Source organism: Mycobacterium terramassiliense, from assembly GCF_900157385.1.
GTDB lineage: Bacteria > Actinomycetota > Actinomycetes > Mycobacteriales > Mycobacteriaceae > Mycobacterium > Mycobacterium terramassiliense.
In genome coordinates, this window is sequence record NZ_LT717701.1 from 2045424 (window position 1) to 2058851 (window position 13428).

The 13428-nt window shown below is 67.7% G+C and carries 13 protein-coding genes; all 13 read left to right on the forward strand.

Annotated features, from left to right (window positions below; all coding sequences use genetic code 11):
• The first annotated feature begins 149 nt into the window (after positions 1-149).
• The 13 genes from rho (at position 150) to atpA (ending at position 13422) form a co-directional block, all read left to right on the forward strand.
• Positions 150-1997, forward strand: coding sequence for a transcription termination factor Rho (gene rho, locus MTAB308_RS24425; protein ID WP_077102905.1), 1848 nt, complete (start codon positions 150-152; stop codon positions 1995-1997).
• Between the two features lie 22 nt (positions 1998-2019).
• Complete coding sequence (gene fadD1 / locus MTAB308_RS24430; RefSeq protein WP_077102907.1) at positions 2020-3594, forward strand: fatty-acid--CoA ligase FadD1; 1575 nt, start codon at positions 2020-2022, stop codon at positions 3592-3594.
• Positions 3595-3801: 207 nt separating this feature from the next.
• Positions 3802-4044, forward strand: a complete 243-nt coding sequence (rpmE, locus tag MTAB308_RS24435) for a 50S ribosomal protein L31 (protein WP_077102909.1) — start codon at positions 3802-3804, stop codon at positions 4042-4044.
• A 78-nt stretch (positions 4045-4122) separates the two neighbouring features.
• The gene (prfA, locus tag MTAB308_RS24440) at positions 4123-5196 is read left to right on the forward strand and encodes a peptide chain release factor 1 (protein ID WP_077102911.1); all 1074 of its coding nucleotides are present in this window, start codon (positions 4123-4125) and stop codon (positions 5194-5196) included.
• A 62-nt stretch (positions 5197-5258) separates the two neighbouring features.
• Positions 5259-6119 carry a peptide chain release factor N(5)-glutamine methyltransferase gene (gene prmC, locus MTAB308_RS24445; protein WP_077102914.1) on the forward strand — a complete coding sequence of 287 codons (861 nt, stop codon included), beginning with the start codon at positions 5259-5261 and terminating at the stop codon, positions 6117-6119.
• On the forward strand, positions 6116-6769 hold the full coding sequence (locus MTAB308_RS24450; RefSeq protein WP_077102916.1) for an L-threonylcarbamoyladenylate synthase: 654 nt from the start codon (positions 6116-6118) through the stop codon (positions 6767-6769). Before prmC ends, MTAB308_RS24450 begins: the two co-directional genes overlap by 4 nt.
• Positions 6770-6814: 45 nt before the next feature.
• Positions 6815-8002 (forward strand): glycosyltransferase family 4 protein, encoded by a 1188-nt coding sequence (locus MTAB308_RS24455; protein ID WP_216823707.1) that lies wholly within the window; start codon positions 6815-6817, stop codon positions 8000-8002.
• A gap of 251 nt (positions 8003-8253) precedes the next feature.
• The gene (locus MTAB308_RS24460) at positions 8254-8730 is read left to right on the forward strand and encodes an ATP synthase subunit I (protein ID WP_077102920.1); all 477 of its coding nucleotides are present in this window, start codon (positions 8254-8256) and stop codon (positions 8728-8730) included.
• Positions 8723-9478, forward strand: coding sequence for a F0F1 ATP synthase subunit A (gene atpB / locus MTAB308_RS24465; protein ID WP_077102922.1), 756 nt, complete (start codon positions 8723-8725; stop codon positions 9476-9478). Before MTAB308_RS24460 ends, atpB begins: the two co-directional genes overlap by 8 nt.
• A 63-nt stretch (positions 9479-9541) precedes the next feature.
• Positions 9542-9787, forward strand: coding sequence for a F0F1 ATP synthase subunit C (locus MTAB308_RS24470; RefSeq protein WP_067113102.1), 246 nt, complete (start codon positions 9542-9544; stop codon positions 9785-9787).
• A 9-nt stretch (positions 9788-9796) separates the two neighbouring features.
• Positions 9797-10339, forward strand: coding sequence for a F0F1 ATP synthase subunit B (locus MTAB308_RS24475; protein ID WP_077102924.1), 543 nt, complete (start codon positions 9797-9799; stop codon positions 10337-10339).
• A 7-nt stretch (positions 10340-10346) separates the two neighbouring features.
• Complete coding sequence (locus MTAB308_RS24480; protein WP_077102926.1) at positions 10347-11687, forward strand: F0F1 ATP synthase subunit B/delta; 1341 nt, start codon at positions 10347-10349, stop codon at positions 11685-11687.
• Positions 11688-11739: 52 nt separating this feature from the next.
• Positions 11740-13422 carry a F0F1 ATP synthase subunit alpha gene (gene atpA, locus MTAB308_RS24485; RefSeq protein ID WP_077102928.1) on the forward strand — a complete coding sequence of 561 codons (1683 nt, stop codon included), beginning with the start codon at positions 11740-11742 and terminating at the stop codon, positions 13420-13422.
• Positions 13423-13428 lie beyond the last annotated feature (6 nt).

Consider the following 13428-nt stretch of genomic DNA (forward strand, 5'->3'; position numbering starts at 1 on the left):
CCAATTCTTCTCGTAAACGAGGTTCGCCGTCTTCTCCGCTGATCCCGGGCGATCACCGTCGCAGAGTCGATGATTGGGCGCACTCGCCAATTTGGCTGAATGCAACGACCCCCCGTATGACCTGTTCGGCGGGGGAAGAAAGGAAATCCGTGACTGATACGGACCTATTCACGGCTGGCGAAAGCACCGACAGCAATCCGGTGCCGGACGCCGTGACCACAGACACTCCGGACGTCAAAACCAACGCCTCGAGCGGCTCCCTGTCCACCATGGTGCTGCCCGAGCTGCGTGCGCTGGCTAACCAGGTCGGCGTCAAGGGGACGTCGGGGATGCGCAAGAACGAACTCATCGCCGCGATAAAGGAAATCAGGGGACAGGCCAACGGGACTTCGGCCCCGGCCGCCCCGGAGGACAGCGGCAAATCCGACAAGACCGACACCAGCGCCGCCGAAGCGCCGACCGACGCGCCCGTGGCTCAAGCGGAACAGAACGGTGCCACCGAGGCGCCCCCGCGCCGGGAACGGCGCAATGCCAACCGCGACGCGGGATCGCCCGGCCGCACGCCCGACGAGCAGGATCGCGAGGACTCCGGCTCCCGCAAGGGCGGAGCCAATCCCGACGCCGACAAGCGCCACGGGGGCCAACAGGACAGCAAGACCGACGAGCGGGGACAAGACTCCGGCGGCGACCAGGGTTCGGGCGGCCAGCAGTCCCGCGGCGGCTCCAACCAGCAGGACGACGACGGCGAGGGCCGTCAGGGCCGGCGGGGACGCCGGTTCCGCGACCGCGACCGCAGGCGGCGCGGTGAGCGCTCGGGCGATGGCGCCGACGCCGAACTGCGCGAGGACGACGTCGTCCAGCCGGTCGCCGGAATCCTTGACGTTCTCGACAATTACGCGTTCGTGCGCACCTCCGGCTACCTGGCCGGCCCGCACGACGTCTACGTCTCGATGAACATGGTGCGCAAGAACGGCCTGCGCCGCGGCGACGCGGTGACCGGCGCCGTTCGGGTGCCCCGGGACGGCGAACAGCCCAACCAGCGGCAGAAGTTCAACCCGCTGGTGCGCCTGGACAGCGTCAACGGCGGCTCCGTCGAAGACGCCAAGAAGCGGCCCGATTTCTCCAAGCTGACGCCGTTGTACCCCAACCAGCGGCTGCGCCTGGAAACCACGCCCGACCGGCTGACCACCCGGGTCATCGACCTAATCATGCCGATCGGCAAGGGCCAGCGCGCGCTGATCGTCTCGCCGCCCAAGGCGGGCAAGACGACGATCCTGCAGGACATCGCCAACGCGATCACCAAGAACAACCCGGAATGCCACCTCATGGTCGTCCTCGTCGACGAGCGGCCCGAGGAGGTCACCGACATGACGCGCTCGGTCAAGGGCGAGGTCATCGCCTCGACCTTCGACCGGCCGCCGTCGGACCACACCTCGGTTGCCGAGCTGGCGATCGAACGGGCCAAGCGCCTCGTCGAGCAGGGCAAGGACGTCGTGGTGCTGCTGGACTCGATCACCCGCCTGGGCCGCGCGTACAACAACGCATCGCCCGCGTCGGGCCGGATCCTGTCCGGCGGTGTCGACTCCACCGCCCTGTATCCGCCCAAGCGCTTCCTGGGCGCCGCCCGCAACATCGAGGAAGGCGGGTCGCTGACCATCATCGCCACCGCGATGGTCGAGACCGGCTCCACCGGTGACACGGTCATCTTCGAGGAGTTCAAGGGCACCGGTAACGCCGAGCTCAAGCTGGACCGCAAGATCTCCGAACGCCGGGTCTTCCCCGCGGTCGACGTGAACCCCTCCGGCACCCGCAAGGACGAGCTGCTGCTGTCGCCCGACGAGTTCGGCATCGTGCACAAGTTGCGTCGCGTGCTGTCGGGTCTGGACCCGCATCAGGCCATCGACCTGCTGATGTCGCAGCTGCGCAAGACGAAGACCAACTACGAGTTCCTGGTCCAGGTGTCCAAGACGACCCCCGGGTCGATGGACAACGATTAGTTAGCGACTAGCGTCGCAAGCTGTGGCGGACACGCTGCAGCACCTGCTTCGTGAGCGCGTAGACCAGGACACGCCGGCGCTGAAGTACGGCGACCGGGTCTGGACCTGGCGTGAGTACCTGGCCGATGCCGCGGCCACCGCGGCGGCCGTCATCCGTGCCGCCGACCCGGGCCGTCCACTGCACGTCGGGGCGCTACTGGGCAAGACCCCCGAGATGCTGACCGCCATGGCGTCGGCCGCGCTCGGCGGCTACGTGCTGTGCGGCGTCAACGACACCCGCCGGGGTGCCGCGCTGGCCAGGGACATCGTGCACGCCCATTGCCAGATCCTGCTGACCGATCCGGCGCACAAAGCGCTGCTCGACGGCCAGGACCTGCCCGGTGTGCAGGTGTTCGACGTGTCCGGCGAGTCCTGGTCGGCGCTGCTGGAGAGCGCCGGGCCGCTGACCCCCCATCGCGAGGTCGCCCCCACCGACACGTTCATGATGATGTTCACCTCGGGAACCAGCGGCGAGCCCAAGGCGGTGCAGGTCACCCACCTGACCGTGCTGTTCGCCGGCGCCACGTTGATCGCGCGCTTCGGTCTCGACGCATCCGACGTCTGCTACCTGTCGATGCCGCTGTTCCACGCCAACGCCCTGTTCGCCGGCTGGAGCGTGGGGGTGGGCGCCGGCGCGGCGATGGTCCCCGCGACGTTCTCCGCGTCCGGGCTGCTGCCCGACCTGCGCCACTACGGGGCGACCTTCATGAACTACGTCGGCAAACCGCTGGCCTTCGTGCTGGCCACGCCGGAGCGGCCCGATGATCGCGACAACCCGCTGCGCGTCGCCGTCGGCAACGAGGCGAGCGATCGCGACATCGCCGAGTTCAGCAGGCGCTTCGACTGCACTGTGTGGGACGGCTTCGGATCCACCGAGGGGGCGATCATCATCACCCGCGAGGAGGGCTGCCCACCCGGGTCGCTGGGCCGCGGCTTCCCCGGGGTGGCCATCTACGACCCGGACACGCTGGCCGAGTGCCCGCCCGCCGCCTTCGACGGGGACGGCGCCCTGACCAACGCCGACGAGGCGATCGGGGAGCTGGTCAACACCACCGGCGCGGGCCTGTTCGCCGGCTACTACAACGACCCCGAGGCCACCGACGAGCGCCTTCGGCACGGCATGTTCTGGTCCGGCGACCTGGCCTATCGCGACGCCGACGGGTGGATCTACTTCGCCGGGCGCAGCGGCGACTGGCTGCGTGTCGACGGCGAGAACATGACCACGGCGCCCATCGAGCGGATACTGCAGCGGTTGGCCCCGGTCAGCCACGTCGCGGTGTACGCGGTGCCCGACGAACACGTCGGCGACCAGATCATGGCGGCGATCGTGCTCGCCGACGACGCGCGGCTGACGCCCGAGGAATTCGGCCAGTTCCTCGCCGCCCAGCCCGACCTGTCGCCCAAGGCGTGGCCCCGCTACGTCTGGCTCACCGATCGGCTCCCGACCACGGCGACCAACAAGATCCTCAAGCGCGAGCTGACCGCGCGCGGCGCCACCCCCCACGGCGGCGTGCTGTGGACCCACGGCGCAAAAAGCCGCGTCTACCGCGACACATAACCCACGCACACGACACGCCGGGCGGGAGTCGCAATGGCTGATGTCTCGACGAATCGTGAGCCGCCCCCACGCCCGGGAATGCGTGGGGGCAGCTCCGCGTTTGGGCTGATGTAGGTTGACCTGGCATAATCGACGGTCGACTACCCCCGAGGACCAGTTCAGGTCCCAGGAGTTCGCGCCGGGGCGCAAAAGATCGCAGAGGACACGATGAAAACTGATATTCACCCCGCCTACGGGGAGACCACGGTGCACTGCGGGTGCGGAAACACCTTCACCACGCGCAGCACCAAGTCCGGCGGCAACATCGTCGTCGAGGTCTGCTCGCAGTGCCACCCCTTCTACACCGGCAAGCAGAAGATCCTCGACAGCGGCGGCCGGGTGGCCCGCTTCGAGAAGCGCTACGGCAAGCGCAAGGCCGCAGCCGACAACGGCGAGTCGACCGACAAATAGCTGGTTTACCGACGCCCGAACTGTGCCCAACGCTGCACAGGCCGGGCGTCGGTTCGTGTTCGGGGCAGGAGGGGTGAGATGACGCAGCCGGTGCAGACCATCGACGTGCTGCTGGCCGAACACGCCCAGCTCGAGCAGCGGCTGGCCGACCCCGAACTGCACAGCAATCCCGACGAGGCGCGCAAGGCCGGGCGCCGGTTCGCCCGGTTGGCTCCGATCGTCGGCACCTATCGCAAGCTGGCGGCCGCGCGCGGCGACCTGCAGGCCGCCCGCGAGCTGGCCGCCGACGACGAGTCGTTCGCCGACGAGGTGACCGAACTGGAGACGCGGGTGGCCGAACTGGACACCCAACTCACCGACATGCTTGCACCGCGCGATCCCCACGACGGCGACGACATCGTGCTGGAGGTCAAATCCGGTGAGGGCGGCGAGGAATCGGCCTTGTTCGCCGCGGACCTGGCCCGGATGTACATCCGCTACGCCGAGCGGCACGGCTGGACGGTCACGGTGCTGGACGAAACCACCTCGGATCTGGGCGGTTACAAGGACGCGACGCTGGCCATCGCCAGCAAGGGGGACACGGCCGACGGGGTGTGGTCGCGGATGAAGTTCGAGGGTGGCGTCCACCGGGTGCAACGGGTCCCGGTGACGGAATCCCAAGGGCGCGTTCATACTTCGGCGGCCGGCGTGCTCGTCTATCCCGAACCCGAGGAAGTCGCCGAGGTGCAGATCGACGAGTCGGATCTGCGCATCGACGTCTATCGCTCGTCCGGCAAGGGTGGACAGGGCGTCAACACCACCGACTCCGCGGTGCGGATCACCCACCTGCCCACGGGAATCGTCGTCACGTGTCAAAACGAACGGTCCCAGCTGCAGAACAAGGCGCGCGCCCTGCAGGTGCTGGCCGCGCGGCTGCAGGCCCTCGCCGAGGAGAAGGCGCTGGCCGACGCGTCGGCCGATCGGGCCAGCCAGGTCCGCACCGTCGACCGCAGCGAACGGATCCGCACCTACAACTTCCCGGAGAACCGCATCACCGATCACCGCATCGGTTTCAAGGCGCACAATCTGGATCAGGTGCTCGACGGCGACCTCGACCCGTTGTTCGACGCGCTCGCCGCCGCCGACAAGCAATCGCGGCTGCAACAGGCATGAGCGCGTCGGCGACGATGCGGTGGGGGCACCCCCAGCCGCGTAGCGGCGAGGGGGACGGAGCGATGAGGAGCGGCGCCATGACTCGGTTGCGACGCGCGATCGACTCGGCCGCGGAGCAGCTCGCCGAAGCCGGGATCGATTCCGCCCGGTACGACGCCGAGGAGTTGGCCGCCCATCTGGTCGGCGCCGAACGCGGCCGGCTGCCCCTGATCGACGCGCCCGGCGACGAATTCTTCGGGCGTTACCGCGACATCGTTGCCGCGCGCTCGCAGCGAGTCCCGCTGCAGCACCTCACCGGGACGGCCGCGTTCGGACCGGTGACGCTGCGGGTGGGACCCGGCGTGTTCATCCCCCGCCCGGAGACCGAGGCCATGCTGGAGTGGGCCACCGCGCAGGCGCTGGGCGCTCGGCCCGTGATCGTCGATGTGTGCACCGGCTCGGGCGCATTGGCCGTGGCCCTGGCCCGCCACCGTCCCGCCGCCCGTGTCATCGGCATCGATGACTCCGACGCGGCCCTGGCCTACGCGCGGCGCAACACCGAGGGCACTGCCGTCGAGCTGGTGCGCGCCGACATCGCCGCCACCGAAGTGCTCACCGAGCTCGACGGACTGGTCGACCTGGTGGTGGCCAACCCGCCCTACGTGCCCGACGGCGGCGCCGTGGAAGCCGAAGTGGCCCAACATGATCCGCCGCACGCGGTGTTCGGCGGGGCGGACGGGATGGCGGTGATCGTCGCGGTCATCCGCCTCGCGGGCCGCTGGCTGCGCCCGGGTGGCCTCTTCGCCGTCGAGCACGACGACACCACGTCCGCGCGGACAGTCGAAATGCTCGACGGCACAGGGCTTTTCGAGGACATCGAGGCCCGGTGTGATCTGGCCGGACGACCGAGGTTCGTGACGGCCCGACGGGGGGAGCCGTCGTGACCTCCGTCTTCGACTGCGCCGACCCGGACCAGCGCTCGCTCGGCATCGCCTCGGCCTCGGGCGCCCTGAAAAGCGGCCGACTCGTCGTGCTGCCCACCGACACCGTGTACGGCATCGGCGCGGACGCCTTCGACAGCACCGCGGTGGCGGCGCTGCTCGCGGCGAAGGGGCGCGGCCGCGACATGCCGGTGGGCGTGCTGGTCGGCTCCTGGCACACCATCGAAGGCCTGGTCTACACGATGCCCGACGGGGCGCGTGACCTCATCCGCGCCTTCTGGCCCGGGGCGCTGAGCCTGGTGGTGCGCCAGGCGCCGTCGTTGCAGTGGGACCTCGGCGACGCGCGGGGCACCGTGATGCTGCGGATGCCGTTGCACCCGGTCGCCATCGAGCTGCTGCGCGAGGTCGGGCCCATGGCGGTGTCCAGCGCGAACGTCTCCGGCCGCCCACCCGCGGTCGACGCCGACGAGGCGCGCAGCCAACTCGGCGATTTGGTCGACGTCTATCTCGACGCGGGCCCGGCCCAGCAGCAGGCCGCCTCCACGATCGTCGACCTGACCGGTGACACGCCGCGCATCCTGCGCGCCGGTCCGGTGAGCGCCGAGCGGATCGCGGAAGTGCTTGGCACGGACGCGGGAAGCCTGATCGCCTAGCGCAACGCGGCCAATCCCGTCTCAGGCTGGTGCAGTACGGTTTCGCTGGTGTCCAGCCTTGCCGGCGGTCTGCTCGCCCTGTCCGATCGGGGCACCGGCGTCCCGCTGCGCGAGCTCGCACTGGTTGGCCTGACCGCGGCCATCATCACCTACTTCGCGACCGGCCCGGTGCGGGTGCTGGCCACCCGCTTGGGTGCGGTCGCCTACCCGCGGGAACGCGACGTGCACGTGACGCCCACCCCGCGCATGGGCGGCCTGGCGATGTTCGTCGGCGTTGTCTCGGCCGTCTTCCTGGCTTGGCAACTCCCGGCCCTTACCCGCGGATTCGTCTACTCCACCGGCATGCCCGCCGTCCTGGTGGCGGCCGCGGTGATCGTGGGCATCGGCCTGATCGACGATCGCTGGGGCCTGGACGCGCTGACCAAGTTCGCCGGCCAGATCACCGCCGCCAGCGTGCTGGTCACGATGGGCGTCGCCTGGAGCGTCCTGTACATCCCGATCGGCGGGGTCGGCACCATCGTGCTGGACCAGGCCTCCTCGATCCTGCTCACCCTGGCGCTGACCGTGTCGTTCGTCAACGCGATGAACTTCGTCGACGGGCTCGACGGCCTGGCCGCCGGGCTGGGCCTCATCATGGCGATGGCGATCTGCATGTTCTCGGTCGGCCTGCTGCGCGACCACGGCGGCGACGTGCTGTTCTATCCGCCCGCCGTCATCTCCGTCGTGATCGCCGGGGCCTGTCTGGGATTCTTGCCGCACAACTTCCATCGGGCCAGGATCTTCATGGGCGATTCCGGCTCGATGCTGATCGGCCTGATGATCGCCGCGGCGGCCACGACCGCCGCCGGCCCGGTCTCGCAGAACGCCTACGGCGCCCGCGACGTGTTTGCTCTGCTGTCACCGTTCCTGCTGGTGGTGGCCGTCATTTTCGTGCCGATGCTCGACCTTCTGCTGGCGATCGTGCGCCGCACCCGCGCGGGCCGCAGCGCATTCAGCCCGGACAAAATGCACCTGCATCACCGGTTGCTGCAAATCGGGCATTCGCATCGCCGGGTGGTCCTGCTCATCTATCTGTGGGTGGGCATCGTCGCGTTCGGCGCCGCGAGCACCATCTTTTTCGACCCGCGCGACACCGGGGCGGTCATGCTGGGCGCGATCGTGGTCGCCGGGGTGGCCACCGCGATCCCGCTGCTGCGCCGCCGCGACGACTACCAAGACGTGGACTTGGACTGACGAAACGCACCTACGACAGCCGGTAGTAGGCGTGCCGATCGTATGGTACGGTGCAGGTAGAACCCCAAAAAGAAGCTTTGAGGGTTGCCGGCCAGCCGGCCCTTCGGATGCATCTCCGAGCGCGCCGAATCACGACCGACGTGGGGAGCTACCCCTTGGGTGATTCCCCTGTGACGTGCGATACGCTCGGCGGGCCACCGATCGGTCGGTCGGGGGTTCCCCGTTTCACTACCTGGGATTGAGGTGCTGCAGTGACGACGCCAGCGCAGGACGCGCCGTTGGTGTTTCCCTCTGTTGCTTTCCGTCCGGTTCGGCTGTTTGTGCTCAGCGTCGGGATCACCGCGCTCGCGATGCTCGCCGCCGGATTGCTCGGGCATCTCATGGTCGGGGTGTTCTTTGGAATCGGGTTGTTCCTGGGTTTGCTCAACGCGCTGCTGGTACGGCATTCGGTGGATTCGATTACCGCGCGGGAACACCCGTTGAAAAGGTCGATGGCGGTCAATTCGCTGTCGCGCCTGGCCATCATCACCATCGTCGGGCTGATCATCGCCTACGTATTCCGGCCCGCGGGGTTGGGTGTGCTGTTCGGCCTGGCGCTGTTCCAGGTGCTGCTGGTCGTGGCCACCGCGCTGCCGGTCTGGAAGAAGCTGCGCACGGGCGAACCGGTACCGGCGTCGGCCCGTGAGGCCCTGGAAGACACCGACGGAGGCAACACCAGCGATGATTGAGACGTTCCTGGCCGGTTCCCAGATCGAGGTCGGCGAGCACACCACCGCCAAGTGGCTCGGTCTGACCGTCAACACCGACACCGTCCTGTCGACCGCGCTCGCCGCGGTGATCGTGCTCGCGCTGGCCTTCTTCCTGCGCGCCAAGATCACGTCGAGCGGCGTCCCCAGTGGGGTCCAATTGTTCTGGGAGGCGCTCACGATTCAGATGCGCGACCAGATCGAGGGCGCCATCGGGATGCGGATCGCGCCGTTCGTGCTGCCGCTGGCGGTCACGATCTTCGTGTTCATCTTGATCTCCAACTGGTTGTCGGTGCTGCCGCTGCAGTACACCGACAAATCCGGTCAGACCACCGAATTGCTCAAGTCGGCCGCAGCGGACATCAATTACGTGTTGGCGCTGGCCCTCTTCGTGTTCGTCTGCTACCACGTGGCCGGGATCTGGCGCCGCGGCATCATCGGGCATCCGCTCAAGGTGCTCAAGGGCCACGTCGCGTTCCTGGCGCCGATCAACCTGGTCGAAGAATTGGCGAAGCCGATCTCGTTGTCGCTCCGACTTTTTGGCAACATCTTCGCCGGCGGCATCTTGGTGGCGCTGATCGCGCTCTTCCCCGCCTACATCATGTGGTTGCCCAACGCCATCTGGAAATCGTTCGACCTGTTCGTCGGGGCGATCCAGGCCTTCATCTTCTCGATCCTGACCATCTTGTACTTCAGCCAGGCCATGGAGCTGGAGGAGCACCACGACTAGAACGCGCACGAATCGTTCGGGCACACAAACGATCACAAGATAACGCTAGATAAGGAGAAACACATGGACCCCACTATCGCTGCCGGTGCCCTCATCGGCGGTGGACTGATCATGGGTGGCGGCGCCATCGGAGCCGGTATCGGTGACGGTGTCGCGGGCAACGCGCTGGTTGCGGGTATCGCCCGGCAACCCGAGGCGCAGGGCCGTTTGTTCACGCCGTTCTTCATCACCGTCGGTCTGGTCGAGGCGGCCTACTTCATCAACCTGGCGTTCATGGCGTTGTTCGTCTTCGCAACCCCCGTCACGTAGTTCGCTGTGATGGGTGACTCGAACGCCATTGTGCTGGCGGCCGGCCAGGCAGTAGCAGAGGGAGGCAAGGGGGGCGGCAACTTCCTTGTCCCCAACGGCACGTTCTTCTTCGTGCTGGCCATCTTCCTCATCGTGCTTGCCGTCATCGGCACCTTCGTGGTCCCGCCGATCCTCAAGGTGCTGCGCGAGCGCGACGCCATGGTCGCCAAGACCCAGGCCGACAACAAGAAGTCGGCCGAGCAGTTCGAAGCCGCCCAGGCCGATTACGAAGAAGTCATGAAGGATGCGCGCGTGCAGGCGTCGTCGTTCCGCGACAACGCCCGCGCCGAGGGCCGTAAGGTCGTCGACGACGCGCGCGCCCGTGCCGAGCAAGAAGTGATGTCGACGTTGCAGCTGGCCGCCGAGCAATTGAAACGGGAAAGGGACGCCGTGGAACTGGATCTGCGCGCCAACGTGGGATCCATGTCGGCGACCCTGGCCAGCCGAATCCTCGGTGTCGACGTCGCGCCCGCCGCCGCGTCCGCCTCCGCCACCAAGTCGTCCGGGCGGTAATCGGCACATGTGGACTTTCCTTGGACAGTTGTTCGGGTTCGCGGTCATCGTGGCGCTGGTGGTGCGGTATGTCGTGCCGCCCGTGCGCAGGATGATGACCGCCCGGCAAGACCTGGTGCGCCAGCAGTTGGCCGACTCGGCCGCGGCCGCCGAGCGGTTGACCGAGTCGACGACGGCCCACAGCAAGGCAGTCGAGGCCGCCAAGGAAGAGGCGGAAAAGGTCGTCGAAGAGGCCAAGTCGGACGCCGAACGCATCACCGAGCAGTTGCAGGCCCAGGCCACGGTGGAGGCCGACCGCATCACGGCGCAGGGCGCGCGCCAGTCAGAGCTGCTGCGCGCGCAGCTGACCCGTCAACTCCGCCTGGAGCTTGGACACGAATCCGTCCGCCAGGCAGGGGAATTGGTGCGCAGCTACGTCGCCGACTCCGAACAGCAGTCGGCCACCGTCGATCGTTTCCTGGACGATCTGGACGCCATGGCGCCGGCACCCGCCGAGGTCGCCTACCCGCTGCTGGCGAAGATGCGCTCGGCCAGCCGGGAGGCGCTGCGCGCGGTGTCGGATCGGTTCGGCACCATCGCCAAGGACCTCGACAACAAAGCGCTTTCCACCCTCTCCAGCGAGCTGGTGGCGGTGGCAACAATGCTGGACCGTGAAATCGTGGTCACCCGCTACCTCACCGTGCCCGCCGAAGACGCGGCACCGCGGGTCCGGCTCATCGAGCGACTGGTGTCCGGCAAGGTTGGCGACGCCGCGCTCGACGTGTTGCGGGCGGCGGTGTCCGAACGCTGGTCGGCCAACACGGATTTGGTCGACGCCATCGAACACATTTCGCGGCAAGCCCTGCTGGAGGTCGCCGAACGCGAAGACAAGGTCGATGAGGTCGAAGACCAATTGTTCCGGGTCTCCCGCGTTCTTGACGCGCAGCCGCGACTTGCCATCCTGTTGGGCGATTACGGTTCCCCCGCCGAAGGCCGGATCGGCTTGCTGCGCAAGGTGCTTGAGGGCGCGAACACGCGGGTAAACCCGGTAGCGCTGTCGCTGCTGACCCAGACGATCGAGCTGCTGAGGGGAGAGCCGGCCGAGGTGGCCGTGAAGTTCTTGGCGGAAGTCGCGGTGGCCCGCCGCGGCGAGATCGTCGCGCAGGTCACCGCCGCGGCCGGCCTCAGCGATGCCCAGCGCGCCCGCCTCACCGAGGTTCTCAGCCGCATCTACACCCATCCGGTGACGGTGCAGCTGCAGGTCGACCCCGACGTGCTGGGCGGGCTGTTGATCGCGGTGGCCGACGAGGTGATCGACGGGACGCTCTCCTCTCGCCTGGCCGCGGCCGAGGCCCAGTTGCCCGACTGAACACATCAGCTACAACCCCACGAACGAAGATCAAGTAGGAAGACGAAAAGCCATGGCAGAGTTGACAATCTCGGCTGACGACATCCAGGGCGCCATCGAGGAGTACGTAGGCTCCTTCACCGCCGACACCTCGCGCGAGGAAGTCGGCACCGTCGTCGACGCCGGGGACGGCATCGCGCACGTCGAGGGTTTGCCGTCCGTCATGACTCAGGAGCTGCTCGAGTTCCCGGGCGGTGTCCTCGGCGTCGCCCTCAACCTGGACGAGCACAGCGTCGGCGCGGTCATCCTGGGTGACTTCGAGAAAATCGAAGAGGGCCAACAGGTCAAGCGCACCGGCGAGGTCCTCTCGGTGCCCGTCGGCGACGCGTTCCTGGGCCGGGTCGTCAATCCGCTGGGGCATCCGATCGACGGGCGCGGGGACATCGAGACCGACGTGCGGCGCGCACTCGAGCTCCAGGCGCCGTCGGTGGTCGAGCGTCAAGGCGTCAAGGAGCCCCTGCAGACGGGGATCAAGGCCATCGACGCCATGACCCCGATCGGCCGCGGCCAGCGCCAGCTGATCATCGGCGACCGCAAGACCGGCAAGACCGCAGTCTGCATCGACACCATCCTCAACCAGCGGCAGAACTGGGAGTCCGGCGACGAAAGCAAGCAGGTGCGCTGCGTGTACGTGGCCATCGGCCAGAAGGGCACCACTATCGCCGCCGTCCGTCGCGCGCTGGAAGAGGGCGGCGCGATGGACTACACCACCATCGTCGCTGCCCCCGCGTCCGACGCCGCCGGCTTCAAATGGCTTGCGCCGTACACCGGTTCGGCGATCGCCCAGCACTGGATGTACGACGGCAAGCACGTGCTGATCGTGTTCGATGACCTGAGCAAGCAGGCCGAGGCCTACCGTGCGATCTCGCTGCTGCTGCGCCGCCCCCCGGGCCGCGAGGCCTACCCGGGCGACGTCTTCTACCTGCACTCGCGGCTGTTGGAGCGCTGCGCAAAGCTTTCCGACGAGCTCGGTGGCGGCTCGCTCACGGGACTGCCGATCATCGAGACCAAGGCCAACGACATCTCGGCCTACATCCCGACCAACGTCATCTCGATCACCGACGGGCAGTGCTTCCTGGAATCCGACCTGTTCAACCAGGGTGTCCGGCCCGCCATCAACGTCGGTGTCTCGGTCTCCCGCGTCGGGGGCGCCGCGCAGATCAAGGCGATGAAGGAAGTGGCGGGCTCGTTGCGGCTGGACCTGTCGCAGTACCGCGAGCTGGAATCGTTCGCGGCCTTCGCGTCCGATTTGGACGCCACGTCCAAGGCGCAGCTGGAGCGCGGCGAGCGGCTGGTCGAACTGCTCAAACAACGGCAGTACCAGCCGATGCCGGTCGAGGAGCAGGTGGTTTCGATCTTCCTGGGCACCGGCGGCCACCTGGACTCCGTGCCCGTCGAGGATGTCAGGCGGTTCGAAACCGAACTGCTGGACCACATGCGCGCCTCCGAGGAGAAGTTCCTGGCCGGGATCCGCGACAGCCAGAAGCTTTCCGAAGAGGGCGAGAACCAGCTCGTCGAGATCATCAAGAAGTTCAAGAAGGGCTTCGCGGCCTCCGACGGCGGATCGGTGGTGCCCGACGAGCACGTCGAGGCGATGGACGAGGAAGACCTGGAAAAGGAGTCGGTGCAAGTCAAGAAGGAGAAGCCGAAGAAGGAATCCAAGGACTCCAAGGACTCCAAGAAGGACAAGAAGTAGCTAACG

What these genes read in the sequence shown, in the direction of transcription:
- rpmE (WP_077102909.1), top strand. Translation starts at nt 3,802, where the DNA reads ATGAAAACTGATATTCACCCCGCCTACGGGGAGACCACGGTGCACTGC.
- prfA (WP_077102911.1), top strand. Translation starts at nt 4,123, where the DNA reads ATGACGCAGCCGGTGCAGACCATCGACGTGCTGCTGGCCGAACACGCC.
- prmC (WP_077102914.1), top strand. Translation starts at nt 5,259, where the DNA reads ATGAGGAGCGGCGCCATGACTCGGTTGCGACGCGCGATCGACTCGGCC.
- atpB (WP_077102922.1), top strand. Translation starts at nt 8,723, where the DNA reads ATGATTGAGACGTTCCTGGCCGGTTCCCAGATCGAGGTCGGCGAGCAC.
- MTAB308_RS24470 (WP_067113102.1), top strand. Translation starts at nt 9,542, where the DNA reads ATGGACCCCACTATCGCTGCCGGTGCCCTCATCGGCGGTGGACTGATC.
- MTAB308_RS24475 (WP_077102924.1), top strand. Translation starts at nt 9,797, where the DNA reads ATGGGTGACTCGAACGCCATTGTGCTGGCGGCCGGCCAGGCAGTAGCA.
- MTAB308_RS24480 (WP_077102926.1), top strand. Translation starts at nt 10,347, where the DNA reads ATGTGGACTTTCCTTGGACAGTTGTTCGGGTTCGCGGTCATCGTGGCG.
- atpA (WP_077102928.1), top strand. Translation starts at nt 11,740, where the DNA reads ATGGCAGAGTTGACAATCTCGGCTGACGACATCCAGGGCGCCATCGAG.